Source organism: Siminovitchia acidinfaciens (genome assembly GCF_003605385.1).
Classification (GTDB): Bacteria; Bacillota; Bacilli; order Bacillales; family Bacillaceae_C; genus Siminovitchia; species Siminovitchia acidinfaciens.
The window spans coordinates 17,303-31,770 of sequence record NZ_QYTV02000005.1 but is presented as its reverse complement, the minus strand read 5'-3'; the positions used below and the strand labels follow the sequence as shown (position 1 = coordinate 31,770).

Sequence of the window (14,468 nt, the reverse complement as noted above, 5' to 3'; positions counted from 1 at the left end):
GGTGTGAAGCGGATGACAAATAAATATGTCGTTGTAGATGTTGAGACGACTGGAAATTCATATAACAGGGGCTCCAGAATTATACAAATCTCTGCAGTCGTTGTGAAAGACAGCAAAATCATGGAGCAATATACTTCTTTTGTCAATCCCGAAATGCCCATCCCGGCTTTTATTAAAGATTTGACAGGCATCACCGAAGAAGAAGTAACCAATGCACCAACTTTTGACGAGATTGCAGCCGATCTCCATTCAATATTGGAGGGGGCAATTTTTGTTGCTCATAATGTAAAATTCGACCGTAGTTTTGTTGCTGGAGAATTGAAAAGCGCAGGCTTCAACAACCCCATTGAAAAAACTTTGGACACAGTTGAATTGGCTAATATCCTGCTCCCGGAAGCAAACAGTTATAAATTGGAAGAGCTTTCGGATGAAATGGAGTTGGAGCATCTTAATCCGCATCAGGCGGACAGTGACGCTCTTGCTACGGCAGAGTTACTTTTGATGTTGCTGGAAAAAGCTAAAAGTCTCCCGGCTACGACCCTGGAAACATTATGTAAATTATCAAAAAGCCTGAACAACAACATGTTTTCTTTTTTTGAGTCCATTAAAAAGGAAAAAGCAGGCCAACTGGAACATCTTCAAGATGACCTTGAATCTTTTCGAGGCATTATTTTGAAAAAAAAGCGGATACCTGATCAAGAGGTATCACTGCAAGTTGTTAATTACCCCAAAAATGAAAATGAAAAAATCAGCCTTTTACAGAATTCCATCAGGGATTTTGAAGCCCGAAATGGCCAGTTTGAAATGATGGACACTGTATATGAATCACTAGACACGGATATACATTCTGTAATCGAAGCGGGAACAGGCATCGGAAAATCATTAGCATACTTGCTGCCAAGTGTCTATTTTTCTGCTGCCCGGCAAGAAAAGGTCATTATTAGTACATACACCATCCAATTACAGCATCAGCTATTAGATAAAGAAATCGAAGTTTTAGAAAACGCCCTTCCGTTTTCTTTTCAGACTGCCTTGCTTAAAGGCAGGGAGCATTATATTAATATGCTTAAGTTCGAACAGACGCTCTATGAACTGGATTCTTCCTATGATGAAACAATTACCAAGATGAAAATTTTGATTTGGCTGCTGTATACGAAAACTGGGGATAGGGATGAATTGAACCTGTCGAGCGGAGGAAAGCTTTATTGGAAGAGGATTTGCAATGATGGATTTTTTGTTGAGAAACAGATTGATCCATGGACCTGCCATGATTTTTATTTGTATTCTAAACGCCTTGCTGAAAATGCAAATTTAATCATAACAAATCACGCAATGCTTGTTGCAGATTTGAATTCCCAGGTACTTCCGCCGTGCAGTCATGTCATTATTGACGAGGCACATCATTTGGAAAAAGCAGTAAGGATGAAGCTTGGACAACAGCTCGAATATAACAATGTAAAATATATGCTGGGAAAATTGGGAACGAGCGAAAAAAAGAAACGCTTTTATAAACTTGACAGATGTATGGCAAAAAGTTCCTCTGTCCCAGCTTTTCAAACTTACCTTATGGATAGGGCTATAGCTGACCTGGATATCGAAACAGATGACTTATTTATATTACTTGGACAATTTGTAAAGTTTCACCGTACAAATAAATCAAAAAGTCGAAGAATTAAATTTCGGTTAACAGACAATACCAAGGCAACTGCTGGATGGCAGCGAGTATTGATGTGTGCCGAACGCTTTCTGGATTTCCATAAGCTTATTTCGAGCGGAATACAGGAAAGGCTGACACTCATAAAGAAAAATCCGCCTGTTCTTTCAGCGGGAGAGCTTGCTTTTCTCGAAGAAATGACCGGTTTTTATGAGGATTGGCTGGATTTGGGACAGCATGTTAGGCAATTACTGCTTCCAAAAGAAAGCCAAGATGTGATTTGGCTCGAGAGCGATGAGAAGTGTACGCCGAACAGAACGAGTGTTCACTGTCAGCCATTAAATGTAAACCAATTTTTATCAGAAAAGTTTTTTAAAGAAAATAAAAGTGTTGTTCTTACGTCTGCATCCCTGACTGTCAATAATACCTTTAAATTTTTCAATAAGGAAATTGGTATTGATTCATTTGATAGGATTGAAAAAAAAATTGCATCCCCTTTTCCATATGAAAAGATGGCAAAAATTTTTATACCGACAGATTTGCCGGAAATCAATGTAACTCCCATGGACGAATATGTCGAGTCTATCGCCTGTCATTTAATTGGCACAGCGTTGGCTGCGGAAGGCCGGATGCTTGTACTGTTCACATCACATGAAATGCTCCGCAAAACGTATGAATTATTAAGTGAGAGTAATCAACTCGCGGACTACGTCTTGCTGGCCCACGGCGTATCTTCAGGGAGCAGGGGAAGGCTTGTGAAAAGCTTTCAGCAATTTCAGAAGGCGATCCTTTTCGGCACAAGCAGTTTTTGGGAGGGAATCGATATACCCGGGGAGGATTTATCATGCCTTGTCGTTGTAAGGCTGCCTTTTTCTCCGATTGATGAACCGGTAACAGCAGCTAAACTCGAGTCCGTAGAAACGAGTGGGAAGAACGCATTTTCAGCTTATTCACTTCCCGAAGCCATTATACAGTTCAAACAAGGTTTTGGTCGCTTAATCAGGAAACAGTCAGACCGCGGTGTTTTTTTTGTTTTTGATCAAAGAATTATCACTTCCGTTTATGGTAAGGCTTTTCTAAGATCCATCCCGCCGGTCAAGATGGAGACAGGCAGCCTGGAGTATCTTATTCCTTTGGTTGAGGATTGGCTGAAGAAAAAGTAAAACGTCGCGTGGAAGCGACGTTCACAATTGTGGACTAGATTTTTTAAAAACGACGGCTACATCATGGTATAATGATGAGTAAATACCGCGTTATTTATTAATAGTGTGGCAAAAAAACCGCTTGTTATAAGTAACAAAAAATGTGTATTGAGGAACTGATATTAAAGGTACCAAAGATAATAGCAGTAACGAGGGATGTACATGTATAAATGGCTTGCGATTTTCCTGGCATGCATTTTCATTATGGCGGGAATTGGCGGATGTGTGTATAGCAAAGCGATGGAACCCGTAAAAACTGGGAGAGCTGATGCCGAAGCGAGATTATACTCAGAAACGGACATTAAAAATGTGGACGAGTTTTATTTATATAACGGATCACAAACGTACTATGTGGTTATTGGAAAAGATAGTAAAGGTACAGAAACGGTTGCATGGATCCCTGATAGTAAAAAAGAGAAAGTCCATGTTAAAAAATTATCAGAAGGTGTGTCCAAGAAAACGGCAGTCAATAAGTTGTTAAATGAAAAAAAAACCAAAGAAATTCTTGGTGTCCGGCTTGGAATGGAAAAAAACCTTCCGGTCTGGGAATTGTCTTATTTGGATGAAAACTCCAACTTAAATTATTATTATATCCATTTCGATACAGGGAAATGGTGGAGAAAAATAGAAAATTTATAGAGGAAGCAGGGATTTACGATGATCGAATTATCAAATCGGGTATCGAAAGTTACACCTTCATCCACATTGGCCATTACGGCAAAGGCAAAAGAATTAAAAGCTAGTGGGCTTGATGTCATTGGGCTTGGAGCAGGCGAGCCGGACTTTAACACACCTGAAAATATTATCCAGGCGGCATACCGTTCCATGGAAGAAGGCCAAACAAAATATACGCCTGCAGGCGGTTTGCCAGAGCTTAAGCAGGCCATTATCGGGAAGTTTAAAAGAGACCAGGAACTTGACTATGCTGCATCGGAAATTATTGTAACAAACGGTGCAAAGCACGCACTGTACACACTTTTCCAGGTCATATTGAATGACGGAGATGAAGTGATCATTCCTACTCCCTTCTGGGTCAGCTATCCAGAGCAAGTGAAATTGGCTGGAGGTGAGCCGGTATATATTGATGGGAAGGAAGCCAATCATTTTAAAATTACCGGAAAACAGCTTGAAGATGCTATCACGTCCAAAACGAAAGCTGTGATCATTAATTCACCAAGCAATCCGACAGGGATGATTTATTCCAAAGAAGAGCTGGCCGAGATTGGGGAAATTTGTAAATTACATAACGTTTTAATCATCTCCGATGAAATTTATGAAAAGCTTCTATACGCTGGAAATAAGCATGTATCAATTGCTCAGTTGTCACCAGAACTGAAAGATTTGACTATTATAATCAATGGTGTGTCTAAATCGCATTCCATGACTGGCTGGAGAATTGGATATGCTGCGGGAAATGAAAAAATCATCAAAGCCATGACAGATGTCGCAAGCCACTCGACTTCAAATCCAACAACTACATCCCAATTTGGAGCAATTGAAGCATACAATGGCTCTCAGGAACCTGTTGAAAATATGAGACAGGCTTTTGAAGAAAGAATGAATATTATTCATGAGAAATTGACGAACATTCCTGGAGTGAAATGTCTGAAACCTCAAGGCGCATTCTATTTATACCCGAATGTTAAAGAAGCGGCAGAAATTTCTGGATTCAGTGATGTGGACAGCTTTGTGGCAGCACTGCTTGAAGAGGCTCTTGTCGCCGTTGTTCCGGGCTCAAGTTTCGGTTCTCCGGAGAATATAAGGCTTTCCTATGCAACTTCTTTGGAACTGCTTGAAGAAGCAATCAGACGCATTCATTCTTTTGTGGAGGCTAAAAGACAATAATTATTTGAAAAATAAAGCCACGTGCGGTTTGTGCGTGGTTTTTCCATCGAGGACAGCGGTTTCCACGCTAGTAAAGACGAGGTGCTTAATATGGATAAAGAGTTAATAGTGTCGTGGATGGAAGCCGGCATGATTCAGGTGCCAAATCTCTTGCTGCGTAAGTATAAGGAGATTGGCTTGGATGAAAAGGATTTGACCTTGCTGCTGCATATCTGTACGTTTATTGAATCTGGAAATGGATTTCCTACACCGGAACAGTTGGCTGAAAGAATGACGGTAGGTAGTGATGAATGTTCAGGTATGTTAAGGAAGCTTGTTCAAATGCAGTTACTTTCGATAGAAGAAGGAATATCGGAAGACGAAATCCACTTTGAAAAATATTCATTGAGCCCATTATGGCTAAGGCTTGCAGATGAGTTGAAATTTGAGAAAAAGCAAGATGATCTAAAAAATACAATGCATGAGGAAAGTGATTTATACACTGTTTTTGAACAGGAGTTCGGCAGACCGTTATCACCAATGGAATGTGAGAATCTTGCCATGTGGCTTGATGATGATGGACAGGATCCAATCATAATTAAAGCTGCCCTAAGAGAGGCGGTTATGTCGGGCAAGCTGAGCTTCAGGTATATTGATCGCATTTTATTCAATTGGAAGAGGAACGGGGTGCGGACGCTTGAACAAGCCCGGATGCAGGGGATCCAATTCAGGCAAAAGATAAGGCAGCCGTCCCAGTCTTCGACAGAGTCGATATCAAAAACGATCCCTTTTTATAATTGGCTGGAGCCATAAATTTTATATGTTTGTATTACTTTGCCCAGATTTAGCACCATTGCTTTTTCAGATAAGTCTCGTACAGCTCTTCCTAAAGCTATAGAAAGAGTATTAAAACGGGTTTCACATGATGTGATGGGATCGGTGGTTTTCCATTGGCGGCTGAGAACTACATGATTGCGCTCTGATCAAGGCGCTGGGCTATTTATCACGCCTTTGCCAGTTGGAGGTGAAATAATATGTTGAATAAACAAGAAGTCAGGTTTTGCATTGATACAATGGGGGAGATGTTTCCAGAAGCTGAATGCGAATTGATTCATTCGAATCCCTTTGAACTTGTTATTGCGGTATTATTATCAGCACAGTGTACTGATGTACTTGTAAATAAAGTGACTGAATCGCTTTTTAAAAAGTATAAAACTCCGGAGGACTATTTAAAAGTGCCTCTTGAGGAGCTCCAGCAAGATATTCGGTCAATTGGGCTTTTCCGGAATAAAGCAAAGAACATACAAAAACTGTGCTACTTGCTATTGGAGAATTATGGAGGGGAAGTGCCGTCGGATCGTGATGAGCTTGTCAAGCTTCCCGGTGTTGGACGAAAAACTGCAAACGTTGTTGTTTCCGTTGCTTTTGGAGTTCCTGCTATCGCAGTGGATACGCATGTTGAAAGGGTCAGTAAAAGGTTAGCTTTTTGCCGTTGGAAAGACAGTGTTTTAGAAGTCGAAAAAGCGCTGATGCGAAAAATTCCAGAAGAACTGTGGTCTGTCAGCCACCATAGGATAATCTTTTTTGGAAGATACCACTGTAAAGCCCAAAATCCCCAATGTGAAATTTGTCCATTGCTTGATTTATGCAGGGAAGGGAAAAAGAGAATGAGACAAAAGGATAAGAGAGTAATGCAAAAAAATGGATGACCATCAAGGTCATCCATTTTTTGTTGCTTATAACAATCATAACACTGTCGTCGGAGGCACTCCAGTTTTTACGTCGCTAAACGAGCGCTTCCGCTTTTCTTGTTAGTTGTCTTCCTGTCTTCCTTCAGGGCTGTCATCAACAGGGATATCCGCCGGGTTATCTTTATTATCGTCCTTTTCTCCGGCTCCAGGATTTCCGCTGCTATCATCACCAGGCTGTTGGCCATTGTCATCCTTTGGCTTATCATCTTTTTGTTTATCTTTGTCTTTCTCTTTGTCTTTTTGCTCTTGTTTGTCTTCTGTATTCTGATCGCTATTGTCAGCATTGTCTTGATCTTCATCCTGGATTTCTTCTTCTTCCGCCTCATCTTCGTCCTCGTCTTGTTGAGGGACTGTGACGGTGACGGAACCAGGTTCACTTCGTTGTGAATCTGCGACGGCCACGACTTGAATCCCATATGTTTCACCAGGTTCAACATCGTTAATGACAAACTCTGTATCAGAAGTTGTTCCTAAGTCTTTCTGTTTGCCTCCACCAAGATCAACCTTCACTTCAAACTTCAAATCTTGTTCCTTTGTGTCTGAATGACTCCAGGAAAAGACAACTTGATTTCCATCTTCTTTGTATTCACCAGTTACATTAGGCGCATCCAGTTTATCAAACGCCTGTGACACTTCCGTTGGCTCAGTTCCTTTAACAAACAGTTCATAAACGATATTGCTTTCCGGTGTATATTTGCTTGGCTTCTTGGCTGGGTTAGATCCTTTTTCAACAGCCGCTCTAACGACGCTACTAGGCATTGTGAAATCCGGTGTTTGGACATTTGCTGAAGCGTGTACCATCAGATTCCTAAATAGATGCTGAGCGATTTTCAAATCATTTGGTAATATTGGATTCTTCCTTTCCTCGTATCCGGTCCAAACTGCAATCGTATAGTTTGTTGTATAACCGGCAAACCAAGAGTCAGGTGAGCTTCCGGCAGGTATATTGTATTTAATCATTTCTTCTTGAGTGTAATTTGTAGTACCTGTTTTACCTGCTACTGGCAGTCCCGGGATAGCGGCAGCTCCTCCAGTAGCTCCTGCTTTGCCTGACAGAACGTCTTTCAGCATATCGGTGACCATGTAGGCTGTTGAATCTTTCATGGCAACTTCCGGTTCAACTTTGTTTTTAACCTCCGTTTCACCGTCCATCAACACTATTTTTTTCACGGTATGAGGCTTATTGTACATGCCGTTATTTCCAAAGGCTGCATAGGCGCCTGCAAGGTCCATAGGTGAAGGATGCTGTTCTCCACCTCCGATTGCGTCAGACTCCACCAGTTTAGGATCATCAAGTCCCAGCTTCTCTGCGAACTGCTTGACATTTTCTTGGCCTACTTCATGGAATGCTTTTAAAGCTGGGATATTTCTAGACCTATATAGGGCCTCCCTAATGGACATTTGACCCAAATGGGATCTGTCAAAGTTGTTGATCGGGGTACCTCCTTGGTATGTGTATGGCTCGTCTTTTATCTGCTCGTATGTTGACCAATTCAGATACTCGATAGCTGGACCATAATCATAGATTGGTTTTGCAGTTGAACCTGGAGTTTTATCTTTCAGCTGTGTGGCAAAATTGCGTCCACGCTTTACATCCTGGTTTCTGCTTCCTCCAATTGCTCTGACTTCGCCTGATTTTGTATCCATCAACACGATCCCGGCCTGAAATTTATCGTCAGGATATTGGACTACCTCATCTGTAAAGAGCATCTTTTCTGTATATTCCTGTGCATCCGGATCAAGAGTTGTATAAATCTTTAATCCGTCAGCGAAAACGTTATAATCTCCCATCTGTTCAACTTCTTTAATGACTTGATCTACAAAGGAGTCATACTTATAGGAAGCTTTTTGGTTTTCGTCTTTCGGAACGAGGGTTTCAGCAACTGAAATCTCCTTTGCTTTATCCATTTGTTCCTTACTGATTTTTCCATGCTGATACATCAAAGATAAGACGATGTTTTTCCTTTTGTCTGCCTTGTCCAGATGTTCATATGGGTTATAGTTGTTTGGGCTTTGCGGAAGACCAGCTAGGAATGCCGCTTCCTGCAGCTCTAATTCGTCTAATGTTTTATCGAAATAAAACTTGGATGCTGTTTCTATGCCGTGTATACCGTTGGAATAATAAATTTTATTCACGTACATTTCAAAAATTTGGTCTTTCGTGTAATTGTTCTCTAGCTGAATGGAGAGCCAAGCTTCCTGGGCTTTTCTTTTTAATGTTTTTTCATCGGAAAGGAAAGAGCGTTTAACCACTTGCTGTGTCAAAGTAGATGCCCCTTCGGATCCAAAACCTCTGGAGAAGTTGGCAAAAACGGCTCCAACCAACCTTTTTACATCAATTCCGTGATGCTTGTAAAAGCGTACATCCTCTGTAGCTAAAACAGCATCTTTCACTTGCTGGGGTATATCGTCAATCTCAACATAATCACGCCGCTCTGTTCCCAAAGTTGTGAATACGTCACCGTTAATATCCAATAATTCTGATGCAACAGGGTCAACCAAAAGTTGTTTATCCAGCTTTGGCACACCTTTTACATACCAGGCGAAAGTGCCGGCACCGGTAGCCAAACCTGCCAGTCCAAGAATCAAAACAAGCATTATGATTCTTTTGAATAGATTCCCTTTCTTTTTTCCCTTAATTCTTTTTTTATCGGCTCCTTGCTTACGCCGTTCTGTTCGAGATTGATATTTCTCTGCCATAAAAAATCCTCACTTTCAGTTCCGCGGTTTCTCATTCCCCATCAAAATCCATAAAGTTGACGTATGACTTTTAAATAATCAATCCTTGGCGCCCAGCCAAGCTCGATGGGATGTCCATGAATCATCAACTCTTTTTTTGTAATTGATTTTCTGCCACCGTTCTTCATGCGGTCCCAGAATTCGAATAAACGCTTGCCCTCAAGCAAAAAGATTTCTTCAGTTAATGAAAAACGGATGATAACAAAAGCAATCCCATTTTGTTTAATTATATTTTGCATATGTTCTATTTGGTGTTCGTGGATATTTTTTAATGGAAATGATGTAGGGCTTTTCGTCTCTTTTGCCTCAAAATCAATATACTTGCTATTACAAATCCCGTTATAATCCGTTGTTGATGCTTGGCGGAAGTACGCCTCCTTAATGACAGCTGTGCTCCTTTTTTTATAATCGACATGTACAATCTGTACCGGCGTTGGCTTTTTGTGGATGACAGCCAAGCCATTGGCTAAATAGTACTGGTTTGTTTCATTCAAGTCTTCCTCCAGTGTCATTCCCCTGTTACTATAAATAGTCTCTTTTTTAGGCGCATGAACTCTTTTCCCGCTGTCGGACGGTGCAACATATTTGCGGCCTGTAGGATAATGAAATTCCATATTCATCCCCCTTATAAAACTAAATTATAACATAGGCTATGAATAATATTAGGGAACTTTAGTACATATTAAAGAGAAAATGACTGGGAGTAAAACAGATGGAGTCCCACAAAAAGCTTTTCTACCAAAAGCAAAGTATCCAATTCAATGAACATTTTATTATAGATTGGGTTAGACAGGAAGTGTTTCACGGCAATAAAGATAACATTTCAAGGACAAAATATTATCAGAAGTTTTTTTTGGCAAATCCGGAAATAGCATGGTCGTTTTTAGCTTCAATGGTGTCCCGTAATACTGGTTGGAATATGGGAGATCTTTATGGTGAAACAATCCCGAAAATCCTTGATGCAAAGACAAGAAAACGTCTTTTTTTGACATTGGAAAGGGCGAATTGGATTATCTTTAAAGATGCTATTCCACAATTGTTGATATATAAATGGTCAAAAAAATTAAAACGTCCTTTATTCCACTTGCTTGATCATTTTTTTGTTTCGGGGTTCATGCAAAAAGAATGGAGGGAATTTTGGAAAAATGGTGATAGAAAGCGCCTGATGTACGCGCTAATTGTTAATGAACAGCACATGATTCACAAACCGGTCATATTACATCCATTTTATAAAGAGAAGATTTTTCATTCAGCATTCTTCGCACTTCATGAGCTTCTTCATTTTAACTTTGTTGTTTTTCCAACAATTCAAGGTGAGTTATATGGAGAGAGCGTTGTAAAGTTTAAAAAAGTATGGAAAAGAATTGAGTTAGGAAAACGCCTTTCCTCCATTTTATTTGATGTCGATCTTTATCCGCATTTTTATAATTTTGCACTTAAAATAGAACCGACCGGTTCACGTTATGATTATGAACGCTATACTTATTCGGGAAATAAGCGGAGTACGCCTTTTATCAGGGCAGTATTGCCGGTCATAGAGCATCATTCAAGGAAAATAGAGGACTGGTCTTTAAAATATTCCCTTCAACCAGATTGGGCGGAGGATCCTCGGATGAAAAAATCTGTTGCGTTGACAAGCTGGTATTATAAAAAGCAAGAGCAGCTTCAGCGTTACTATCATGTAAAGCAATTGATTACCAAACGGCGTTAACGATGTCGAATGGGTGTGCAGCATAGATAGATTAAAGACTTTGTTTGCCGATTTGCTTCTAGTTTTGTCAGTGGGGCAGGATGTTCAAATTGAAAGGAGAATAGGTAATCAAACAAGTCAGACGGAGGAGATATCGGATGAAAATGAATGATTGTCTCGGCAAGCTGGCAGAGATCAAGGAGCAACTGGAATTGTTGGAAAAACAAATAGCAGAAAGAATCAAGAACGAAGAGACGAATGAAGCGACGACGATGAATCAGGAAAGAACCGATATTGATAGAAAGCTTGCGCAGTTGGAGTTGAAAAATGCAAGGGAAAGAATAAGGCAATACAATGTATCCTAAGTCATGCTTGTTACCATTAAAAATTAGAAAAGCTTGAATTACTGACCTTCAGAGGATAAGATGATATTGCAATCACGCAGCAGATAATAATTCAGCTGTTTTTATCATAGGAGCTGAAGGGATGAACTACACACATTTGAAAGAAATGACAAGCCAGCTGCTTGAGTATAACCGAAGTGCAGCTGCAATCTTTCTTCAATGCAGAAAAACAGGGGAGCAGGGGGATTTTTATTCTGAGGTGAAGCCTTTCGCAGATAAAGTGAAAACCTTGAGTGAAGAGTGGGAACCGGAAGCAATAGATTGGCTTTCCGTCACCAAGCCTAAAAATCTGTATCCCTTGCAAATAAAAAATACAACGGAAAACTTGCAGATGGTCGCTATCCGAGCGTTTTTTCCTGATACAAGCTTGAAGAGATTCAAAAGCCACATTCAGTCGATTGAATATGTGCTTGAACGGATACTTGAAGCATTAAAAGAAAACAAATCCCCTGGGAAATAATGCCAGGGGATCGTTTTTTGTTGAATGCAATGAATGTTTTATCGTTATCAAATTTTGCAGGTCCTGCTTTGACGGCCGGATAGTCCTTGGATGCTGCAGGCCAAGGAAACATCCGGAAGCATAATTACGCACGCACGGCCCATTTTAGCATTTGCAGTCATAAAGAAGTAGCGCTTTGTGCTGTGACGCCCTCGTGCTAGTACACCTACGTACAGGAAATATCAATGCAAGTGAAGCGGCTGGTGTCATGTCCTGCGCCTGCCAAAGCCAAAGATGTGGATGGCGCACAAAATCCTAAGATTTGAAACGCACCCTTGATTGCTTACGAACTTCCTCCACGGCAATGTCTTGTTTACACACGCAGATTAAGCAATTGTTTTACTTATCCTTTTACAGCGCTTTCATAAGAAACATCAGTGTTATGCGCTCCAAGAGCTTCCAATTCACGAATGACGTTACGGAATTCCTTAAGTGAAATTTCGTTGTTAATATAAGTCTGTTTAGCAAAGTCTAGCAATTGGCATGCATCTTCAATAGAATATGACCTTTTCTGCAAAAACTTCTCCTTCAACTCGTGAATTGTCATGAACATTCCTCCCAAGTTTTTTTTCATAGTACCATAGATATTTAAATTTCCATTTTAATAGAAAAATGAGACTTCCGACAAAGCGAGTGAAAAATCGACAATATTTGTATGCGTTTCCAATGGTTGGTGTATCACCATTTTCCGCAATAGTCATATTTTATATGTAAGTACCTGTGAAGAGGGGGATAATATGCAATACATCCAAAGGAATGCCGGTTTTTTACCTCCTTATCCCAATATGCAAGCTCCTTATCATTCCAGTATTGGAATGTACCCGCCTAATGGGTACTATCAAGCTCCGATGCAAATGCAAATGGGTCATATGCATGCACAACAATATCTGGGTCAACAATACGGTGGAAATAATATGCCAAATCAGTTATTTCATAATCCGTTGCAGATCGAGGAAGATCATTTGCAGACACCTTACACTCCGGGGGGCTATACCCATCCTTATCAGATGCCGGGGCAATTGCCAAAACCGCAATCGGGGCATTTTAATTCTTTTCTGAATTCATTCAAATCTCAAAGCGGTACCCTCGATTTAAATAAAATGATGGATACCGCAGGGCAAATGATGAATGCTTTAACCCAGGTTTCCAACATGGCGAAGGGAATAGGAGGCCTCTTCAAAGCGTAATAAAAAAGGAACGGCCGTATTGGACCGATTCCTTTTTTGTTCTTCAACCGTTTTTTTTACTTTTAGCAAACCTTGTTAGTATATTGGAATGGGAAGGCCTTGCGCTTACTTATGAGTAATTATAGTGATTTGAAAGATGCTTTTCTTTGTCCAGTGACGCTCAGGATGTGTTAGTGCAGGCGAAGCGACAGGGCAAGGAGAGCATCCACACCGTTACATCGCACGAAGAAAAAGCGATAACTTTTTCGAGGACGTCGCCGAACTGAGCCTGCCTTCAGCGCCTAGGCCCTCGAGGTCACAAGTCGCTTCCGCTTTTCTTAAGTGATATCAATTCTCTTCCCCTTTAGTTTGTTGATAGCAATCGTTAATAATCCGTTTTCATACGATGCTTTCACATTCTTTGTATCAATGGCTTTTGTGAGCGGAACCGTTCTTGATGTTCTTCTCATCGAATCTTTATGCTGAATCATTTCCTGTTTTTCATTTTCTGTTGTTATGGTTTCACGATGCATAACAGAGATTGTGACGAACTGTTGCAATACATCAATTTCTATTTGTTCCTTTTTAATACCAGGCAGTTTTGCTTTAATAACGTATTTGGAATCAGTTTCTTTTAATTCTACTGGGAAGCTGGCGGAAAAAGGAGAAGAGACGAACAATTCGTCAAGGCTTTCAAAAAATCCTTTCACTGGTCGATGCTCGAAAAAATCGTTCATCGCCTTCATCAGGTGGTTTATGGGTTCGGGACTCTTTTTACTTGAGTCGTCCTTAGAAAATTTTTCTGTCACTGCGGGACTCCCTCCTATGGTTAATTTATGGTATAGTATGAATGACTAAATTAAAAAGTTCGTTTGATAATATGTTCAAGCGCAATTATGTTGAAAGTGATTCACTGAAGAAAAAATAATCTGAAATAATTTCCCGGGCAAGCGCAACATTCGACTTGAAAAAGCGTTAATTAGCGCAATTTGTTCGTAGGTGTCGTTTGTTGTATGAATGTTTTTTAGTATAAACGTACACAAAATAGGTATTTGAATCAGTACATGTATGGTTATTTTACATAGGTTGTAAGTGTAAAGAATATAGGTGAGAAAGGGGTAACGACATTATGATGGCAAATTGCGGATGCGGGAGTTGCATAGATTGCGGAACACAAGTGCTCCCTGCTGTTGTTCATCCAACTAAATGCTGTGTGAACCATAAGTTTTATAACAACATCGTACCTGAAATCCATCCAACACATACAACTAATGTCAACCATATAAACTATAATCATCAGCATTATTTCCCACATACTGAATCAACGGTGAATGAAGTGACGAATACGCAATCATTTGCTCCTGGCCCAGGTCCCGGATTTGGCCCAGTACCTGGACCGGGTGGTCCAATGGGTCCAATGGGCCCAATGGGACCAATGGGAGGACCAGGTATTGGCCCAATGGGACCAATGGGAGGACCGATGTTCCCTTATTAAAAAGTGAAACAAGGATGAATGAAATGGATCATCCTTGTTTCCAA

At 40.4% G+C, this 14,468-nt stretch carries 14 protein-coding genes; 10 read left to right on the top strand and 4 right to left on the bottom strand.

Annotation, left to right across the window (positions count from 1 at the left end; translation table 11 throughout):
• Positions 1-12 precede the first annotated feature (12 nt).
• The 5 genes from dinG to nth all read left to right on the top strand — a co-directional run bounded on the left by dinG (position 13) and on the right by nth (position 6,389).
• Positions 13-2,817 carry an ATP-dependent DNA helicase DinG gene (gene dinG, locus D4T97_RS12205; protein WP_126051030.1) on the top strand — a complete coding sequence of 935 codons (2,805 nt, stop codon included), beginning with the start codon at positions 13-15 and terminating at the stop codon, positions 2,815-2,817.
• Positions 2,818-3,018: 201 nt separating this feature from the next.
• Positions 3,019-3,495, top strand: coding sequence for a cell wall elongation regulator TseB-like domain-containing protein (locus D4T97_RS12200; protein ID WP_126051029.1), 477 nt, complete (start codon positions 3,019-3,021; stop codon positions 3,493-3,495).
• Between the two features lie 18 nt (positions 3,496-3,513).
• Entirely contained in the window at positions 3,514-4,701 is a 1,188-nt protein-coding gene (locus D4T97_RS12195) for a pyridoxal phosphate-dependent aminotransferase (protein ID WP_328588769.1), read from the top strand.
• 90 nt (positions 4,702-4,791) lie between these two features.
• A complete protein-coding gene (locus D4T97_RS12190; RefSeq protein WP_126051303.1) occupies positions 4,792-5,493 on the top strand; it encodes a DnaD domain-containing protein in 702 nt (233 codons plus the stop codon).
• Positions 5,494-5,714: 221 nt separating this feature from the next.
• Positions 5,715-6,389 (top strand): endonuclease III, encoded by a 675-nt coding sequence (gene nth, locus D4T97_RS12185; protein WP_126051028.1) that lies wholly within the window; start codon positions 5,715-5,717, stop codon positions 6,387-6,389.
• A gap of 102 nt (positions 6,390-6,491) precedes the next feature.
• Here the strand turns inward: nth and D4T97_RS12180 are convergent, their stop codons facing one another.
• Together D4T97_RS12180 and recU are read right to left on the bottom strand one after the other, a co-directional pair.
• A complete protein-coding gene (locus D4T97_RS12180) occupies positions 6,492-9,131 on the bottom strand; it encodes a penicillin-binding protein 1A (protein WP_126051027.1) in 2,640 nt (879 codons plus the stop codon).
• 41 nt (positions 9,132-9,172) lie between these two features.
• Positions 9,173-9,784, bottom strand: coding sequence for a Holliday junction resolvase RecU (recU, locus tag D4T97_RS12175; protein WP_126051026.1), 612 nt, complete (start codon positions 9,782-9,784; stop codon positions 9,173-9,175).
• 98 nt (positions 9,785-9,882) lie between these two features.
• Here recU and D4T97_RS12170 point away from each other — a divergent pair, with 98 nt between their 5' ends.
• The 3 genes from D4T97_RS12170 (at position 9,883) to D4T97_RS12160 (ending at position 11,724) form a co-directional block, all read left to right on the top strand.
• Positions 9,883-10,881 (top strand): DUF2515 family protein, encoded by a 999-nt coding sequence (locus D4T97_RS12170; RefSeq protein WP_126051025.1) that lies wholly within the window; start codon positions 9,883-9,885, stop codon positions 10,879-10,881.
• 137 nt (positions 10,882-11,018) lie between these two features.
• Positions 11,019-11,225: a hypothetical protein gene (locus D4T97_RS12165; RefSeq protein WP_126051024.1), complete on the top strand. Its 207-nt coding sequence runs from the start codon at positions 11,019-11,021 to the stop codon at positions 11,223-11,225.
• Positions 11,226-11,346: 121 nt separating this feature from the next.
• Positions 11,347-11,724 (top strand): YppE family protein, encoded by a 378-nt coding sequence (locus tag D4T97_RS12160; RefSeq protein ID WP_126051023.1) that lies wholly within the window; start codon positions 11,347-11,349, stop codon positions 11,722-11,724.
• Between the two features lie 382 nt (positions 11,725-12,106).
• Here D4T97_RS12160 and yppF read toward each other — a convergent pair whose 3' ends face one another.
• Positions 12,107-12,310 carry a YppF family protein gene (gene yppF, locus D4T97_RS12155; protein ID WP_126051022.1) on the bottom strand — a complete coding sequence of 68 codons (204 nt, stop codon included), beginning with the start codon at positions 12,308-12,310 and terminating at the stop codon, positions 12,107-12,109.
• 190 nt (positions 12,311-12,500) lie between these two features.
• Here yppF and D4T97_RS12150 point away from each other — a divergent pair, with 190 nt between their 5' ends.
• The gene (locus tag D4T97_RS12150) at positions 12,501-12,950 is read left to right on the top strand and encodes a YppG family protein (protein WP_126051021.1); all 450 of its coding nucleotides are present in this window, start codon (positions 12,501-12,503) and stop codon (positions 12,948-12,950) included.
• 317 nt (positions 12,951-13,267) lie between these two features.
• Here the strand turns inward: D4T97_RS12150 and D4T97_RS12145 are convergent, their stop codons facing one another.
• Entirely contained in the window at positions 13,268-13,738 is a 471-nt protein-coding gene (locus D4T97_RS12145; RefSeq protein ID WP_126051020.1) for an Hsp20/alpha crystallin family protein, read from the bottom strand.
• 320 nt (positions 13,739-14,058) lie between these two features.
• Between D4T97_RS12145 and D4T97_RS12140 the strand changes: the two genes are divergently transcribed.
• Complete coding sequence (locus D4T97_RS12140; protein WP_235872241.1) at positions 14,059-14,424, top strand: CotD family spore coat protein; 366 nt, start codon at positions 14,059-14,061, stop codon at positions 14,422-14,424.
• Positions 14,425-14,468: the final 44 nt, after the last annotated feature.